The organism is Actinoplanes sp. NPDC051861 (assembly GCF_040681145.1).
Classification (GTDB): Bacteria; Actinomycetota; Actinomycetes; order Mycobacteriales; family Micromonosporaceae; genus Actinoplanes.
Window position 1 is genome coordinate 550,891 of sequence record NZ_JBFAYE010000003.1, and the last position, 15,723, is coordinate 566,613.

Consider the following 15,723-nt stretch of genomic DNA (forward strand, 5'->3'; position numbering starts at 1 on the left):
ATGACGGATCCGCAGGACGACATCCGGCCCGCGCCCGAGGTCGAGGCGACCGGACCGGAGTACGACGAGGCCGGCGACCTGAACTACGACGAGTCGCACGGCGCAGGCGAGCACCTGGACGTGCCCGCCGCCCTCCAGGAGGAAGCCGAGCGGGCCAGGTCCCTCAGCCGCTAGGCGGCTGGGCGAACTGGACGACCGTGAACAGCAGCCCGGCCGTGACCAGTCCACTGATCAGCACGGTGGCGACCGCCGCGGTGTCCAGCCCGACGCCGCGCCGGTCGGCCACCAGCTTCGCGGTGACCACCGCCAGGACGGGGAAGAGCAGCAGCACGAGCAGCGCCACCACCGGAGCCGCCTGCGGCCAGTCGCCGCCGGCTGCCTCGGCGGTGCGCCGCACCACGACGTTGCCGACCACGCCGAGCACGCCGCCCACCACGCCGAAGATCCCGAAGAGCAGCTGCGTGCCGAAGGTCAGCGGCCGGGCCGGCGGTGTGTACTTCACCCGCGCCTCCACCTCGTCGAGGTAGTCGGCGGCGTCCCGGTCGCGCTGGCGGGGGATGCTGGCGGCCGGCAGCGTACGCCCGAACCGCTCCGCCGCCGGGCCGACCCGGTGCACCAGGTCGGACCAGAGGCCGGCCGCGCGCGCGTCCACCTGCTCCAGATCGCGTTGCGCCACGCGGACGGCGTGCTGCGCCTCGCGTACCTCTCGTTCCGCCACCCGGACCGCCTCCTCGGCCGCGGTGGCCCGCTCGGCGTGCCATCGCTGCGCCTCCTCGCGCAGCGTGGCGGCGCGCTGGTCCAGCGTGGTGAGCCTGCGCAGGACGGTGCGGTAGTCGGCGCGGTCGAAGTCGGCCGGTTCCAGTTCGCTCATGAGGTTCCGTAGGGGATGATCACCTCGGCGCCACGGTGCACCGAGCGGTCGAAATGCAGGGCTCGCCACGGCCGCGGGTACCAGTTCGGCGCGCCCGTGCCGGGGTAGTAGGGCGACAGTTCGCTGCCGTGCACGTCCAGCGCCACCCAGGCGCCGATCGCGTCGGTGCGGGCGCCGTGCCCGCCGAGGCTGTCGCGCAGGAGCCCGGCGCCGCGCCACCAGCCGATCACGTGCAGCCGCCGCTCCGGGCCCTGCCGCAGGATCGTGCGCAGCTGCTCGGCGGTTGCCCGGCCGCCCGGCATCGCGTCGGCGGCGTAGATCAGGATGAAGTGCGGCCGGTCCGCCGGCCAGGCGGCGCCCGCGTCGGCGGCGGCGTCCTCCAGGAGCCAGTTCACGTTCTCCGCGTCGTACCACCCGCACTCCGGCAGCCGCGCGTGCAGCGCCTCGGCCGCCGCGCGGGCGTCGGGGTCCAGGCAGACCACCGAGAAGCGTGCGCCGTCCGGTGCGAACTGGGCGGCGAGGGAGCGCCCGGCCGTGGCCAGCACCGCGCACGCCTCCTCCAGCCGGGTGCCCAGCACCGCGATGTTGCGGCCCGGCGCGCGCCGCAGCACGGTCCGCGCCGACCGCGCCGCCACGTCGATCGTCTCGCCCAGCATCGCCACCGGGGCGGACGGCGACTCCGACGGCCGCAGCGACCGGAAGTCGGGGCTCTCCGCCAGCCGCGGGACCACGTCACCGTCGAAGAGGCGCGGCGGGCCCGGCTCGGTGGCGCGGCGCCGCCACAGCCGGTGCTGCAGGGCGCTCCACTGGTCCCGGTCGCCCGCGGCGGGCACCCGGACCACCTGGTTGGCCTCGGCCGCGCCGGAGTCGGCGTTGACCACCGCGTGGTAGCGGGGCAGCGACTCGGCAGCCTGGTTCGTCTCGGCGAGCACCCGCCGGGCCCGGGGCAGGGCGATCCGCAGCGAGAACTGGGCGACCAGCGCGGGCCGGCCCCAGAGCGCCTCGATGCCGGAGACGTCCTGGCTGGCCAGGATCAGGTGGATGCCCTGCGACCGGCCGCGCCGGGCGAGGTCCTCGAGCAGTTCCACGGCCTCGCCGGCGACCGCGTCGCGCCCGGCGAGCAGCACCTGGAACTCGTCGACCACCGCCACGATCCGCGGCCAGCTGCCCTCCGGGTCCTCCGCGCGCAGCTCGCCCAGGTTCGTCACCTCGTGCTGCTTCGCCGCGTCCGCCCGGCGCCGCAGCTCGCCGCTGAGGAACCGCAGCAGCGCCAGCCCGAACTCGCGGTCGGTGTTGACGTTCACCCCGACCAGCCGGACGTGCGGCAGCCAGCTGGGGTCCCGCCGACCCGGAGCGAACCGGGCGAACGACACGCCCTCCTTGAAGTCGAGCAGGTAGAACGCCAGCTCGGCGGGGGAGTAGCGGGCGGCGAGCGCGCCCAGCCAGGCGTAGATGAAGTTGGTCTTGCCGGTGCCGGAGGGCCCGGCGATCAGCGCGTGCGGCGGGTAGTCGCTCAGCGTCACGGTCACCCGGTCGCCCTGCGGACTGTCGCCGAGCGGCGCGGTGAGGCCGGCCGCGGAGTTCTCCCGCCACTCGGCGCCGGCTTCCGGCAGGAGGCTGTCCAGCGCCACGGGCGCCGGCCCGGCGGCGACGGCCTCGGCGATCTGCCGGCACGTCGCGGTCACCACCGCCTGCGGCGGACCAGGATCCAGACGTACGGGCAGAGCACCCGCGCTCGCCACCCGCGCCTCGTCGCCCGCGGCCGCCGTGACCACCTCGATGCCCGGACCCGGTTCCACGGCGAGCCCCCGGATCACCAGGTGCACCCCGCACGCGGCTCCGGTGCGCAGCAACCGGTCCAGCTGGGTCCGCTCGTGCCGGGACAGCTCCCCGCCGCCGAGCAGCACCGCGACCCGCCACGGTTCCGGGCGCCGCCGGGTGGCCGCGTGCAGTTCCCGCAGCGACGTGTACTCGCCGGCCAGCACCTTCTCGTTGATCCGCCGCACGTGGCCGACCAACTCGTCGAGAAGCGGCGCGAGGTCCTGCGGCCCGGTGAACGTGAGCACGCCGGCCGAGGCGAGCGGGGCGAAACCGGCCAGCCCGCCGCCGAGGTTGTCCGGGTCGAACCCGATCAGCTGCACCGCGCCGGGCGCGCTGGTGCCGAGCGCGCGCAGCAGCAGCCCGGCCACCACGTTGTCACCGATGCGCTGGTCGCCCTCGACCACGATGTGCCCGTGGTCGAGCAGCCGGACCAGCGCGGGCGCCTCCGGCGGCGCCTCGTCCTCGACCGGCGGCGGTTCCTCGTCGTTCTCCCGCGGTGTGCCCGGCGCGGTCGCCCAGGGCCCCTCCGGCCGCTTGGTGCGCTCCGGGTGCGGCAGTGGGGCGTCGGGCAGCATGAGCCGCCCGACGCGCAGCTCGGCCGCCGCGGTGAGCGGGGTCGGCTCCCAGCTGTGCCAGAGCTCGCCGGCCGCACCGGGTGCCGCCCGGTCCGCCGCCCCCGCCGCCGCTCCGGCCAGCGCGGCCAGCTCGGTGTCGTGCCAGGTGTCGATCTCCCGGAGCCGCTCGTCGCGGGCGGCGGCGAGTTTGCGCCGGCGTGAGGTGGCCGCGACGCTCACCCGTTCCCAGCGGGCGACCGCACCGGTCTCCGAGTGCTGGGCGCGTTCGAGAGCCGTCTGAGCGGCGCCGAGCGCGTGGGACAACCCCGCCCGGATCTCCATCACCCGCTGTTTGGTGGATTCAGCCATGACCTGCCGGCATCGACGCAGTTGTGGATTCGTTCGGGATCATCGCCGGCGCTCACCGGTCTCGGCGCCGTCCTCGCGGCGCACCGGCTCCGGCGCGTCCGGGTTCAGCGTCTGCGCGTCGCGGCCGAGCCGGGCCAGCAGGACGCCGGTGAGCACGCTCGCGGTCACGGCGTTGTCGGCCGGGTGGCCGGGCGGCCGGTTCTTCTGCTGCTGTTGCTGCACCGGGACGCGGCAGATGCGGTCGATCAGCGTCTCCAGGATCGCCGGCGAGGTGCCCGGCAGCAGCGACTTGACCCGGCCCTCGGCGGCGGAGCGCAGCCGGGGCACGTCCTCCGGGCGCGGTTCGTGACCGAGCAGGTCACCGGCGAGCCGGTGCAGCACCGGTGAGGTGACCGCGGACAGCCCGAGACCGGTCGAGGCGTTCACCGCGTGCAGCTCACGGCCGAGGCGGGCCCGGTCACCGGCGCGCACGCCGGCGGCCACTCGGCGCAGCAGCTCGGCGGTGTCGGTGCCGTCCTTGCCACCCTGCTTGTCCGGTGCCGGCTCGCCGGTCAGCTGAGCCACCCGCTGCTGCCACCACGGGCCGAGCGCCTCGGCCTCCGGCTCGCTGTCCGGGTCGGCCGGCGGAGCGGCATCCTCCGGCTTCAGCGCGGCACGCCACTCCTGCCCCGGTGCGGCACCGGGCTGCCCGGACAGACCGGCCGCGGCGAGATAGGCCGCGATCGCGTCCTGCGCGGCACGCAGGGCCGCGGCGGCGCGTTCCACGTGCTCGGTGGCGTTTCCCAGCTGGGGCACGCCCATCTGCTGGTGTGACTGTTCGCGCACCCAGTTCAGAATCTCGGTGGCCGTCCGCAGCCGTTCCATGGCGGCGGTGACCAGACCGGTGGGTAGCTCGTCGGAGGCGGCGCGAAGCTGGCCGCCGAGTTCCTGAAGCAGCGACATCGCGTCAGAGCATCGCCGTGTAGGTCTGCGCCTGCTCGACGGCCAGCAGTGTGGCGCTGAGGCACTCCTCGAGCTGCTGGTCCGCCTGCGACAGCGAGGCGTGCGCCGCGCCGACCGCGTCGTGGGCGCTGCCGTCGAGGGCCGCCGCCAGGCTCTGCTGGGCCTCGCCGAGCTTCTCCCGAGCCGCCTGTATCGCCGCCTGCCCCTCGGTGACCTGTTGAAGCGCGGCGTCGACGGCAGCTCTGACCTCGGCGACACTGGCCACCCGTGCAGCCTCCTGTAGGAATCCTTGCTGTCACTTGCAGACTACCGCCCGGTTCCGTTCCCGCCGTCCGCGGTGCCCGGATTTTGCGGCACCTGGCGAACCGGAAGTCACTGACCGGCCGTACCGTGCCCGGCGGTCACCACGGGAGATCTCCCTGGTGATCGCCACACCCGGCGGTCGTCCATTGTGGATCATGCGATTTCCCGGCGCCACCCGGGGGGCTCCTGCGCGGGCCGCCGGTTCCACCGCAGGAGGGTCACCCGACGGCGATCAACGGGGGACCGAGGTGGGGCCGCGCAGTTCCGCCCCGAGCGCCGCGACCCGGGCGCGCAGCCCACGGTCGGCCGTCACGACCACGACACGGCGACCGGAGTGCTCCCCCCGTACGATATCGACGATTTTGTCATCGCCGGAGCCGGGCGCGCGCTCGATGCGCACCCCGCCCGGAGCTTGCGGGATGTCCCGCGCCCTGCCCTCCACGACGAGAACGACCTCGACGGGCCCGGGGAGATCCGGCAGGCCCGCGGCGGGCACCGCCGCGAGATTGTCGCGGAGCCGGACCGCCGCGCCCGCCCGGTCCCGCCACCAGCCGTCCGGAACCGAGCCGACCACGTTGGCGCCGTCGACCACGACCAGCGGGACAGCCTCGCCGGATATCGCCGCCGGGCCGCTCGCCTGCTGCGATGCTGGCTGCGAGGGTGTGACGTCCATGAAGTTGAGCCTACTCCTGTCAACTTTTCGTGCGATCAGGGAATGCACCGGGGAGCCGGCGCGCTGACAACACTCGGCGGCGCGCACCTTGCCGCCCACGAGGTACCAGGAGAAGAGAGACTGATGAGCATCGGACCGTTCGGGCCCAGCGGGCCCGGCCAGTGGGACGACCTGTTCGCGCGCTTCTTCGGTGCGGCGGAGCCGCGCCGGGCGGCGCAGCGCTTCGACATCGCGCGGTACATGAGCAACGACGCGCGGCAGGTGCTCACCGAGGCGGCGCGGCGGGCCGCGGAGATGGCGACCGGCGAGCGGGCGCTCGCCGACCTGGACACCGACGACCTGCTCTGGGCGGTGCTCCAGCAGGAGCCGATGAAGCAGACCGTGCGCAAGGCCGGCACGGACCCGGAGACCCTGCTGCGCGACCTGGACAACCAGGCGGGCGGCGAGACGGCGCGCACCGCCGCGGCCAACCGCCGGGCCGAGATGGGCGCCGCGGGCCGTGACCTGCCGGAGCAGGTGGCCCTGACCCCGGCCGCCAAGCGCGCGCTGCTGGACAGCCTGCAGATCTCGCGGGCCGTCGGCGCGTCCTACATCGGGCCGGAGCACATCCTCATGGCGCTCGGCCTCAACACCGACTCGGCCGCCGGGCGGCTGCTCGCCGGGCGGCTCGACCCGCGTGCCATCCCCCACCCGGAGGCGCCCGCCACCAGCGGTGGCGGTGGCCAGGGCGGCTCGCGCGGCACGTCCGCGCCGACCCCGACGCTGGAGCAGTTCGGCGTCGACCTGACCGAGTCGGCCCGCCGCGGCGAGATCGACCCGGTGATCGGCCGGGCCGACGAGATCGAGCAGGCCGTGGAGATCCTGTCCCGGCGGACCAAGAACAACCCGGTGCTGATCGGCGAGGCCGGCGTGGGCAAGACCGCGATCGTCGAGGGCCTGGCGCAGCGGATCGTGGACGGCGACGTGCCGCTGACCCTGCAGGACAAGCGGGTCGTGCAGCTGGACCTGGCCGGTCTGGTGGCCGGCACCCGATACCGCGGCGACTTCGAGGAGCGCCTGCGCAAGGTGATCGACGAGATCCAGGCGTCCGGTGACGGCCTGATCGTCTTCATGGACGAGATCCACACGCTGGTCGGCGCCGGTGGCGGCGAGGGCGGCGGGATGGACGCCAGCAACATGCTCAAGCCGGCCCTCGCGCGGGGCAGGCTGCGGGTGATCGGCGCGACCACCCTCGACGAGTACCGCAAGAACATCGAGAAGGACGCGGCCCTGGCCCGGCGCTTCCAGCCGGTGCTGGTCGGCGAGCCGACCGTCGAGGACACCGTGGCGATCCTGCGCGGGCTGCGGGACAACTACGAGGCGCACCACCAGGTGCGGATCACCGACGAGGCGCTCGACGCCGCGGCGGTGCTCTCCGACCGCTACATCACCGACCGGTTCCTGCCGGACAAGGCGATCGACCTGATCGACCAGGCCGGTGCCCGGGTGCGGCTGCGCACCAAGACGCCGGACGCGGGCCTGCGCGAGCGGGAGCGCCGCCTGGAGCAGCTCTCCCGGGACCGCGACCAGGCGGTGGCGGCGGAGCACTACGAGCAGGCGTCCCAGCTGCGTGACCAGATCAACGAGCTGAAGGCGCAGATCGCCGGTGCCGGCGCCGGTCCCGGTGGGGTGCCGCAGGTGACCGACGCGGACGTCGCGGACGTGGTGTCGCGGGCGACCGGCATCCCGGTGGCGCAGCTCACCGAGGCCGAGCGGGACCGCCTGCTGCGCCTCGAGGAGCACCTGCACGGGCATGTGATCGGCCAGGAGGACGCGGTCGAGGCGGTCGCCGAGGCGGTGCGCCGCTCGCGTGCCGGGCTGGGTGACCCGGACCGGCCGGTGGGCAGCTTCCTGTTCCTCGGCCCGACCGGTGTCGGCAAGACCGAGCTGGCGCGCTCGCTCGCCGAGGCGCTGTTCGGCGAGGCGGACCGGATGATCCGGCTGGACATGAGCGAGTTCCAGGAGCGGCACACGGTGTCGCGGCTGGTCGGTGCCCCGCCCGGATACGTCGGCTACGACGAGGCGGGTCAGCTGACCGAGGCGGTGCGGCGCCGGCCGTACAGCGTGGTGCTCCTCGACGAGATCGAGAAGGCGCACCCGGACGTCTTCAACATCCTGTTGCAGGTGCTCGACGACGGGCGGCTCACCGACAGCCAGGGCCGGACGGTCAGCTTCAAGAACACCGTCCTGATCATGACGAGCAACCTCGGCTCGGACCTGATCAGCGGCTCCACCCGCAGCGTCGGCTTCGGCGGCTCGGACACCGGCCGCTCGCCGGACGAGGAGCTGCGTGACCGCCTGGACCGCCGGCTCAAGGAGCAGCTGCGGCCGGAGTTCATCAACCGGATCGACGAGATCATCATCTTCCGGCAGCTGGAGACCGGTCAGCTGCACCGGATCACCGAGATGATGCTGGACGAGACCCGGCGGCGGCTGCACGCGCAGGACGTCCAGCTGGAGATCACCGGCGCGGCCGTGGACTGGCTGGCCGAGCGCGGGTTCCAGCCCGAGTTCGGCGCCCGGCCGCTGCGCCGCACGATCCAGCGGGAGCTGGACAACCGGCTGTCCAAGATGCTGCTCGCGGCCGATCTGGCCCCGGGCCGCACGGTGAAGGTGGACGCCCGCGACGGCGAGCTCACCTTCGAGGTCTCGGCATCGCCCCTCTCGGCGCCCGCCCGCTGATCCGTTTTGCTCGATTTACCGGAGGCCGCCTGAACTGGACTCAGGCGGCCTCTCTGGTCGGCTCGAGGGGCGTGATTCCGCTGACCTCGGGCTCGGAGCGCATCCACTCCATGTAGGCGTCGTTGCGGGAGATGACGTCCTGGTAGGCCTCGTCGGCGAGCGCCATCAGCTTCGGCGCGCTGCGGGCGGCCGGCGAGTCCGGGTGCCAGCCCATGACCAGGCGCCAGCGCAGCGGCGCGCCCTTGAGCGGCCGGCTGGTGAGGCCCGCGGGCGGCCGGAACGTCGCCTGGCACAGCCCGATCGCGAGGCCCAGCTCGACCATGTCGACGCAGGCCCGGGCGTCGGTCTCGAGCATCTTGCGCGGCGCGAAGCCGGCCCGCGCGCAGGCCGCCGCGAAGCAGTCGGCGAAGCAGGTGTCGCCGGCGCCCGCCACCCAGTGCTCCTCGCCCAGCTCGGCGAGGTCCACCTCACGGTTCTTCGCCTGTGGGTGGTCCTCCGGCATCAGCACGCACACGGCGTTGACCGCGATCGTCTGCCAGACCAGGCCGAACTCCGCCGACGGCAGCGCGTCACCGCAGACGCCGACCTGGGCGTAGTCCAGCTTCCCGGCGAGCACCATGCCCGCCAGTTCCTCCACGTAGTACGACGCGTGGGTGGTGATCTGCGCCTCCGGCTGCGCCTCCGCGAGGCGGTGCATGAGGTGCGCGACCACCGGGCCGCCGACCGCGCCGATCCGATACCGGCTCATGGTGTCGCCACCGCCGGCGGCGAGCCGGGCGGCCTCGTCCTGCAGGCCCTTCATGGCGGGCAGCAGCACCCTGGCACGGGAGAGCACCAGCTCGCCCAGTGCGGTGGGGCGCGCGCCCCGGCGGTCACGGTCGAACAGCGGCCCACCCAGCGTCCGCTCGATGCGCTGGAGTTGCGCGGTGAGCGCCGGCTGGGCGAGGCCCAGCTGGGACGCGGCCTTGGTCACGCTGCCGGTCTCCGCGATGGCGCAGACCACCTTCAGATGCCGCAGCTCGAGGTTCATAGCGTGACGTTAGGACTAGAACGGGATCGAAGGCTAGCCCTGTGCGCCGCGGAAAGATCCGCAACCCGTGACAAACACATTAACGAACAGGACAGAAGGGTCTTAAACGGCCAGCGTTACAAATCCCGTACATATGTTTTGCGTGCGGTGATGAGATCACGAAACTTGTCCACGACGCCGATCGCCGGGTCGACCACCTTGTTCCAGGGCGGGCGGGACGGCGTACGCGGGTGCGGCCGCGTCGGCGCGGCCTCCTCAGCAGTCTCCACCCGGTTGCCCAGCCGGATCATGTCCTCGGCGGGGACCATTTGTTCGAGGAGCGGGAAAAGTTCCTCCGCGTCCGCCGCGACGTGCCGCCGGATCGCCTCGGCGACCGGTCCCGGCTCCTCGCCGCGCTCCAGACCGGAGAGCAGCATCAGAAGATCACGATCCTCGGCGAGCTCGCGGTCGGCGATCTCGTCGCCGCCGGGCACCGCGGTCCGGATCGCGGGGTAGAGGTACTGCTCCTCGGCGGAGAGGTGCCGGGAGAGCGTGGCGACCAGTACCGAGGCCACCTGCTTGTCGTAGTCGCCGGTGGTCAGCCGCTCGGTCAGCGCGAGCGCCTCGCGGTGCTGCTCGGCCAGAACGTCCACGACGCTGCGGCCGGAGGTCTCGCCGCCGATCGGCGGCAGCGGGGGGAGATTCACTTCAGACACGGCGCCGCTCATACCCACCGGTGTCGTCCCGGCAAACCTCCGTGACAAACGGCTGGTAAGAAGGGCGGATGAACACCACGACAGCCGTGGACGAGGTCACCGGGCTCTGCCGGGACCTGCTCCGCATCGACACCACCAACACCGGCGACCCGCGGACGACAGTGGGCGAACGGGTCGCCGCCGAGTACGTCGCCGAGCGGCTGGGCGAGGTGGGTGTCGAGACGCGGCTGCTCGAGTCGGCGCCGAAGCGTGCCAATCTGATCGCCCGGATCCCCGGCGCCGACCCGTCACGCGGCGCGCTGCTGGTGCACGGCCACCTCGACGTGGTGCCGGCCGACGCGAGCGAGTGGTCGGTGGACCCGTTCGCCGGTGAGGAGAAGGACGGCTACCTGTGGGGCCGGGGCGCCGTCGACATGAAGGACTTCGACGCCATGATGCTCGCCGTGGTCCGCGAGTGGCGCCGCACCGGGTACACCCCGCCGCGCGACATCGTGCTGGCGTACACGGCCGACGAAGAGGCCGGCATGGAGTACGGCTCGCAGTGGCTCACGCGCGAGCACCCCGAGCTGTTCGAGGGGTGCACCGAGGCGATCGGCGAGGTGGGCGGGTATTCGTACACGGTCAACGACGACCTGCGCCTCTATCTGGTGCAGACGGCCGAGAAGGGACTCGACTGGCTGCGGCTGCACGCGACCGGCCGGCCCGGCCACGGCTCGTTCATCCACGACGACAACGCGGTCACCGCGCTCGCCGAGGCGGTCGCCCGGGTGGGGCGGCACCGCTTCCCGGTGGTCGTCACCCCGACCGTACGGGCGTTCCTCGAACAGGTCAGCGACGCGCTCGACATCGACCTCGACCCGGCCGACCCGGAGCTGGCGATCTCGAAGCTCGGGCCGATCGCGAACCTGATCGGCGCGACGATCCGCAACACGGCGAACCCGACCCGCCTGGAGGCCGGTTACAAGGACAACGTCATCCCGGGCCGGGCGTCGGCCACCGTGGACTGCCGCACGCTGCCCGGACACGCCGACGCGTTCCTCGCCGAGCTGCGGGACGTGATCGGGCCGGACGTGGAGATCGAGCACGTGCACCAGCAGCCGGCCGTGGAGACCGCGTTCGACGGTGACCTGGTCGACGCGATGGGTGCCGCGCTGCGGGCCGAGGACCCCGGTGCGCGTACTGTGCCGTACCTGATGTCGGGCGGCACCGACGCCAAGGCCTTCGCCACGCTCGGGATCCGGTGCTTCGGGTTCGCGCCGCTGCGCCTTCCGCCCGATCTCAACTTCAGCGCCCTGTTCCACGGCATCGACGAGCGAGTTCCGGTCGAGGGACTAAAGTTCGGCGTGCGTGTGCTCGACCGATTGCTCCGAAACAGCTGAATTCCGGAAGGACCCCCATTTCATGACCGATCACAACGCCGAGCTCGACGCCGCCCTCGAACGGGTCGTCGAAGCGGCGCGAGCGCACCTTGCGGCCGTCAAGGCGGCCGCCGGGCGGATCGACGACGACGACGTCTGGCAGGCGTACGTCGACCTGAACAACGCGTCGTACGCGTACGACGAGAAGCTGCTCGACGCGTTCGGCGAGGTCACGCCGTGGGACGTCGAGGCGATCGACCCGGACCAGGCCGACGAGCGCTTCGCCCAGATCAGCGGTGGTGCGGACGGTGCCGGTGCGGACCCGTACCCGCAGGTGGTCTCCGTGCGGCAGCGCCGCGACTACCGGGTGCCCAGCGTGACGGCCCTGCTGCGGGTGGCCGAGACGGCCCGTCGCAGCTCGGTGCCGGACGACGAGGACGCCGGCCCGGTCGAGTCGGTCGGCGAGGCGGTCCTGGAGCTGCTGCAGGCCGGCGACGGCTCGCTGGCGTCCCTGGACGTGCCGGAGCTGGAGCCGCTCGACGGCCTGCTCACGGTCACCGAGGTCACCGAGCCCCTGGACCTGGAGGCGTTCGACGACGCCGACGGCAGCGGCCCGTTCGCCCCGGTCGAGGGCGACCTGCTGGTCGGCCGCCTGGACGAGCACCCGTTCCTGCCCGACGAGGACGACCACGACCACCACGACCACGCCGGTCACCAGCATTAAGGGCCCTGTGCCGCGAGGCGCAGAGCCGGGAGACGACGAAGCCCGTCCGGATCGGCCGGGCGGGCTTCAGTAACTCAGGTTGGGCTGAGGCGTGGGCTGGATCCTGCGGCGCAGCATCACCTTGCGGGTGCCGTCGCGGAAGAGCTGGACCGTGGCCAGCTCCCAGCCGGAGAACTCGGCCTGTATGGCGAGCTGCGCCGCCGCGGTCAGCCGATCGACATTCGAAGGTAACCGCAGCGGCGCGTATTCGTAGTCCATGGCAGTTAGAGTGCACCCGCTCTAGGCTCCCCGACAAGCACTGACCAGCGGTTATTCACTCCGAGCAACGATCGGAGCGAAGCGTTGGAGCGTGTACTAACGGATCTGGCCTGGTCAAGCTACGGCCGGACCTTGAAGCTGCGGCGGCGGTCACACAGCACCGTCCGTGACTACTGGTACAGCTACCGGACGTTGACCGAGTGGCTGGGGAAGCCAGCCAGCGAGGCAACCCGACTGGACCTTGAAGCGTGGTTTGAGTCACGCCTAGATGACGTCTCCGCTACTCGTGTCCGGCAGGACCAGCGCAACTTGAGCGCGTTCTACCGGTGGGCTCTCGCGGAAGAGATCATCACCGTCAACCCGTTGGCGCGCATTCCGCGCATCGAGGTGGAGGAAAAGCCCGCGAGGGTGCTCGACCCTGCCGACGGCAAAGCGTTGCTTGACGCTTGCAGGGGCAACAAGTTCAACGACGTACGCGACATGGCGATCATCCGAACTCTCCGCCTGATCGGCACGCCCCGCATGGGTGAGTTGAGCACCATGACCGTCGCTGCGGTCGATCTTCGGAATGACCTCCTGGCATTGAGTGGCAAGACCGGCTACCGGATGATCCCGATGGGCGACGCAACCGGCCTGGCATTCGAGCGGTACCTACGAGCGCGAGCGAAGCACCGCCACGCCGACGCCGAGGCGCTGTGGCTCGGCAAGAAGGGCCGGATGACCCGAACCGGCATCCAGATGCTGATTGCCCGACGGGTGGAAAAGGCAGGCATCCAGGTCCGGGTACACGCCCACTTGTTTCGGCACACCTCGGCGACGGAAGCGGCCGACGCCGGTCTCTCGCCAGAGGCCATGGAATTCCTCTACGGCTGGTCCCCAGGATCGCCCATGACGCGGCACTACACGCGAGCGACCAGGGCGCAGCGGGCGCAGGAAGCCGCCCGAAAGCTGACCGACCGCAACTAGCTGGGGCCTGACTCCCGCCCCTGAAACACCTTCACAAGACGTAGGTAGCCCCGGCGAGTGCGCCAACACTCCCGGGGCCTGACGGGAAGCGAGTCCCGCAATGAACCACCCTAACCGCCGGGTGCGTGCCGCACTCGATGCGCTCTCACTGTTCGGCCCAATGGATGCGGACACAGCCGTGTTGCTGCTGTTCGCCTGGAAGAACCGGCACACCCTCACACCCTCTGACTTGGCCGCTGTCCGCCGGATCGTTACTGCCGGGGGTACCAAGTGAGCCGCGCCGTCAAGGAGGCCCTGACCGCGTCCAAGGATCTCAAGCCGACTGACCGGCTGGTCCTGGTCGCCATCATCTCCCACCAGAACGCCAACACCGGTACGGCCTGGCCGTCGGTGCCGACGATCGCTGAATACGTTGGTTGCTCCATCCGGACTGTGCAGCGTGCCATTGGTCGCCTGGTGAAGCTCGGCCGCCTGGTCGTGAGTCAGGTCAAGGGCATTGCCACTCGGGTCTACCGCCTGGTGACAGCCGCACCGTCCGGGGTGACATCTGACAGCCAGGGGGTGACAGATTCGACCGCCGGGGGTGACAGCCAAGAGGTGTCACCCGAAGTTGGTGAAGAAGATCTAGAAGAAGTGAAGGGGCGCAAGCGCCCCGACTGGCGTCGATTCCTTCCGAAAACCAAGCCAAGCAACCCCGCGCCGACGTGGGAGCGACGGGGCGCAGCGTTGCCGCCCGCTGTCGGTGCCGACCGGTGCCAGCGGCACCTAGGGGAATTGGCCCACAACTGCCGTTGCTGCCGTGCCGAAGCTCTGGCCGGTGACAAGTGAGCAGCAGTGAGCGGGCGGAACGTGCCGCCCTGGTCCTCATCCTTCTAACCGTCGGCCTGGCCGCAGGGTGGGCATCCTTCACCCACGTACACGACTGGACCATGCGGAACTCGCCCCCAGGAACCCCCGACGCGTTCGGGTGGGTCAACGCCTGTGTCTCGGAGCTCGTACCGATCGCCGCTCTCCTGACGATCCGGCAGCGCCGCCGTGCCGGACAGTCGTTCCGGTATCCCATGTTCCTACTGGTGGCCGCCGCCGTGCTGTCTCTGGCGGCACAACTGGCCGTGGCCAAGCCAGGCGTCTCCGGATGGGTGTTGTCGGCCGTGCCTGCCCTGGCGTTCATGGCGCTGTCAAAGCTGGTGCTCTCAAGTTCCGGTGACTCTGCGTCGGTGCCGGCGCTAGCACACAGTGACGCAGCGACAGAAGTTCCGGCGGAACAACGGGAAGCCGTTGCCGATGTGGGAGCCAACCTGACACGGATGTCCACCAGCACCCCGGTGGATTCCCCCGAGGTGCCGCCCAAGACTGCCAAGCGCCGCCGTCCGGCCGCCGAGACTCGCCGCCTGGCCGTAGCCATGTTGGCGGAACAACCGGAACCAACGAAGGAAGACGTAGCCGCCCGACTGGACATCTCGCCACGACGGCTGCGCGCCGTCCTGGCGTCCGCCTAACAGGAAGGACCACCCGTGTTCCGCTTCTACGCTCGCAACCCGTACGTCACGGCCGGACGTAAGCGACTCGGCCTCAACACCTACGACAAGTTGGCAGGTGCCCTCGGCATCACCGACGACGAGGTGCTAGATCTGCTGTACGACGATGCCCCCTACGAGAAGGTGCCGCAGTCGGCCCTAGACCTGGCCGTCATGATGGAACTGTCCTTGACGGAGGTGCTGTACGTCACCGAGGACGCTCCGGATGCCCACCGCCGTTGGGTGGCGCTACATGCCGCCGACACCATGATTGCGGAGCAGAAAGCCGCCTAAACGATCAAGACGGCAGAGGTGCCCCGAACTTTGGTCCGGGGCTTTCCTCGTCTCTACGGCCGTTGTAGCGGCCTCAAACGCACCTCTATCCGCTCACGGTCACCGTCAACGTTGCCGTGGGTGCCTTTACACGCTTTGCACAGCGACCTAGCGGCATCCGGGGGACGCTCATCCGACGGCCGGTAAAGGTGGTCAAGATCGTCACCCTCCTCAACGATCACGTAGGGCACGATCGGAGTTAGGGCGAGCTTGAAGCATGGGCACTCTCTGTTGTGTGGAAAGTCGGTGCGCGCCAAGTCGTGAGATTTGGCGGTGCCGTTGCCGCCGAGTGTTGGGCACTCGGGAATGTGAAAAACCGCGATTGGCGGATAGTGGCGACGCCCTGACATTCGTTCCTCACCCGTCACATTCACGTTCGGTGAGTGAATAGACGCGCCCACGATCGTCGGCCTGGTCGTCGTTCACCACGCCAAGGTCTTTGACGGGCACCGCGAACTCATAGCCGGGGCCGCTTCCGGTGTCCATCCACACCCGCACGTCCCCATCGGGCGGTAACTTGCTTGGCCCCACTACCAGCACTGCCCCCACCTCTCCGCCAGAAATCGGGAAGACCCACTAGCCCCGTCG

General features: G+C 71.3%; 17 protein-coding genes. 8 read left to right on the plus strand and 9 right to left on the minus strand.

From position 1 onward, the window contains the following. Nucleotides 1-174: a hypothetical protein gene (locus AB0M02_RS13320; RefSeq protein WP_364225586.1), complete on the plus strand. Its 174-nt coding sequence runs from the start codon at nt 1-3 to the stop codon at nt 172-174. Here the strand turns inward: AB0M02_RS13320 and AB0M02_RS13325 are convergent. From AB0M02_RS13325 to AB0M02_RS13345, 5 genes are all read right to left on the minus strand, one after another. After that, entirely contained in the window at nt 164-871 is a 708-nt protein-coding gene (locus AB0M02_RS13325; RefSeq protein WP_364225588.1) for a hypothetical protein, read from the minus strand. The genes AB0M02_RS13320 and AB0M02_RS13325 overlap by 11 nt on opposite strands. After that, nucleotides 868-3,615, minus strand: coding sequence for an FtsK/SpoIIIE domain-containing protein (locus AB0M02_RS13330; RefSeq protein ID WP_364225591.1), 2,748 nt, complete (start codon nt 3,613-3,615; stop codon nt 868-870). Before AB0M02_RS13330 ends, AB0M02_RS13325 begins: the two co-directional genes overlap by 4 nt. A 39-nt stretch (nt 3,616-3,654) precedes the next feature. Then, on the minus strand, nt 3,655-4,557 hold the full coding sequence (locus AB0M02_RS13335; RefSeq protein ID WP_364225594.1) for a hypothetical protein: 903 nt from the start codon (nt 4,555-4,557) through the stop codon (nt 3,655-3,657). Between the two features lie 4 nt (nt 4,558-4,561). Next, nucleotides 4,562-4,822, minus strand: coding sequence for a hypothetical protein (locus tag AB0M02_RS13340; protein WP_364225597.1), 261 nt, complete (start codon nt 4,820-4,822; stop codon nt 4,562-4,564). 270 nt (nt 4,823-5,092) lie between these two features. After that, nucleotides 5,093-5,533, minus strand: coding sequence for a hypothetical protein (locus tag AB0M02_RS13345; RefSeq protein WP_364225600.1), 441 nt, complete (start codon nt 5,531-5,533; stop codon nt 5,093-5,095). Between the two features lie 123 nt (nt 5,534-5,656). Here AB0M02_RS13345 and AB0M02_RS13350 point away from each other — a divergent pair, with 123 nt between their 5' ends. Next, nucleotides 5,657-8,254, plus strand: coding sequence for an ATP-dependent Clp protease ATP-binding subunit (locus AB0M02_RS13350; protein WP_364225603.1), 2,598 nt, complete (start codon nt 5,657-5,659; stop codon nt 8,252-8,254). A 40-nt stretch (nt 8,255-8,294) separates the two neighbouring features. Here the strand turns inward: AB0M02_RS13350 and AB0M02_RS13355 are convergent, their stop codons facing one another. Together AB0M02_RS13355 and AB0M02_RS13360 are read right to left on the minus strand one after the other, a co-directional pair. Beyond that, on the minus strand, nt 8,295-9,284 hold the full coding sequence (locus AB0M02_RS13355; protein ID WP_364225606.1) for a LysR family transcriptional regulator: 990 nt from the start codon (nt 9,282-9,284) through the stop codon (nt 8,295-8,297). A 116-nt stretch (nt 9,285-9,400) separates the two neighbouring features. Then, nucleotides 9,401-9,979, minus strand: coding sequence for a hemerythrin domain-containing protein (locus AB0M02_RS13360; protein ID WP_364225609.1), 579 nt, complete (start codon nt 9,977-9,979; stop codon nt 9,401-9,403). A 68-nt stretch (nt 9,980-10,047) separates the two neighbouring features. Between AB0M02_RS13360 and AB0M02_RS13365 the strand changes: the two genes are divergently transcribed. Together AB0M02_RS13365 and AB0M02_RS13370 are read left to right on the plus strand one after the other, a co-directional pair. Then, nucleotides 10,048-11,358, plus strand: coding sequence for a M20/M25/M40 family metallo-hydrolase (locus AB0M02_RS13365; RefSeq protein WP_364225612.1), 1,311 nt, complete (start codon nt 10,048-10,050; stop codon nt 11,356-11,358). Between the two features lie 22 nt (nt 11,359-11,380). Beyond that, a complete protein-coding gene (locus AB0M02_RS13370; protein ID WP_364225615.1) occupies nt 11,381-12,061 on the plus strand; it encodes a hypothetical protein in 681 nt (226 codons plus the stop codon). A 66-nt stretch (nt 12,062-12,127) separates the two neighbouring features. Here the strand turns inward: AB0M02_RS13370 and AB0M02_RS13375 are convergent, their stop codons facing one another. Continuing rightward, nucleotides 12,128-12,319, minus strand: coding sequence for a DUF5703 family protein (locus AB0M02_RS13375; RefSeq protein ID WP_364225617.1), 192 nt, complete (start codon nt 12,317-12,319; stop codon nt 12,128-12,130). A 132-nt stretch (nt 12,320-12,451) separates the two neighbouring features. Between AB0M02_RS13375 and AB0M02_RS13380 the strand changes: the two genes are divergently transcribed. From AB0M02_RS13380 to AB0M02_RS13395, 4 genes are all read left to right on the plus strand, one after another. Then, on the plus strand, nt 12,452-13,285 hold the full coding sequence (locus AB0M02_RS13380) for a tyrosine-type recombinase/integrase (protein ID WP_364225620.1): 834 nt from the start codon (nt 12,452-12,454) through the stop codon (nt 13,283-13,285). Nucleotides 13,286-13,555: 270 nt separating this feature from the next. Next, nucleotides 13,556-14,113: a helix-turn-helix domain-containing protein gene (locus AB0M02_RS13385; protein WP_364225623.1), complete on the plus strand. Its 558-nt coding sequence runs from the start codon at nt 13,556-13,558 to the stop codon at nt 14,111-14,113. Further along, nucleotides 14,110-14,784 (plus strand): DUF2637 domain-containing protein, encoded by a 675-nt coding sequence (locus tag AB0M02_RS13390; protein ID WP_364225625.1) that lies wholly within the window; start codon nt 14,110-14,112, stop codon nt 14,782-14,784. Before AB0M02_RS13385 ends, AB0M02_RS13390 begins: the two co-directional genes overlap by 4 nt. Before the next feature lie 15 nt (nt 14,785-14,799). Continuing rightward, a complete protein-coding gene (locus AB0M02_RS13395) occupies nt 14,800-15,096 on the plus strand; it encodes a hypothetical protein (protein WP_364225628.1) in 297 nt (98 codons plus the stop codon). A 396-nt stretch (nt 15,097-15,492) separates the two neighbouring features. On the opposite strand, the gene AB0M02_RS13400 is transcribed toward AB0M02_RS13395, so the two are convergent. Further along, nucleotides 15,493-15,675 (minus strand): hypothetical protein, encoded by a 183-nt coding sequence (locus AB0M02_RS13400; RefSeq protein WP_364225631.1) that lies wholly within the window; start codon nt 15,673-15,675, stop codon nt 15,493-15,495. Nucleotides 15,676-15,723: the final 48 nt, after the last annotated feature.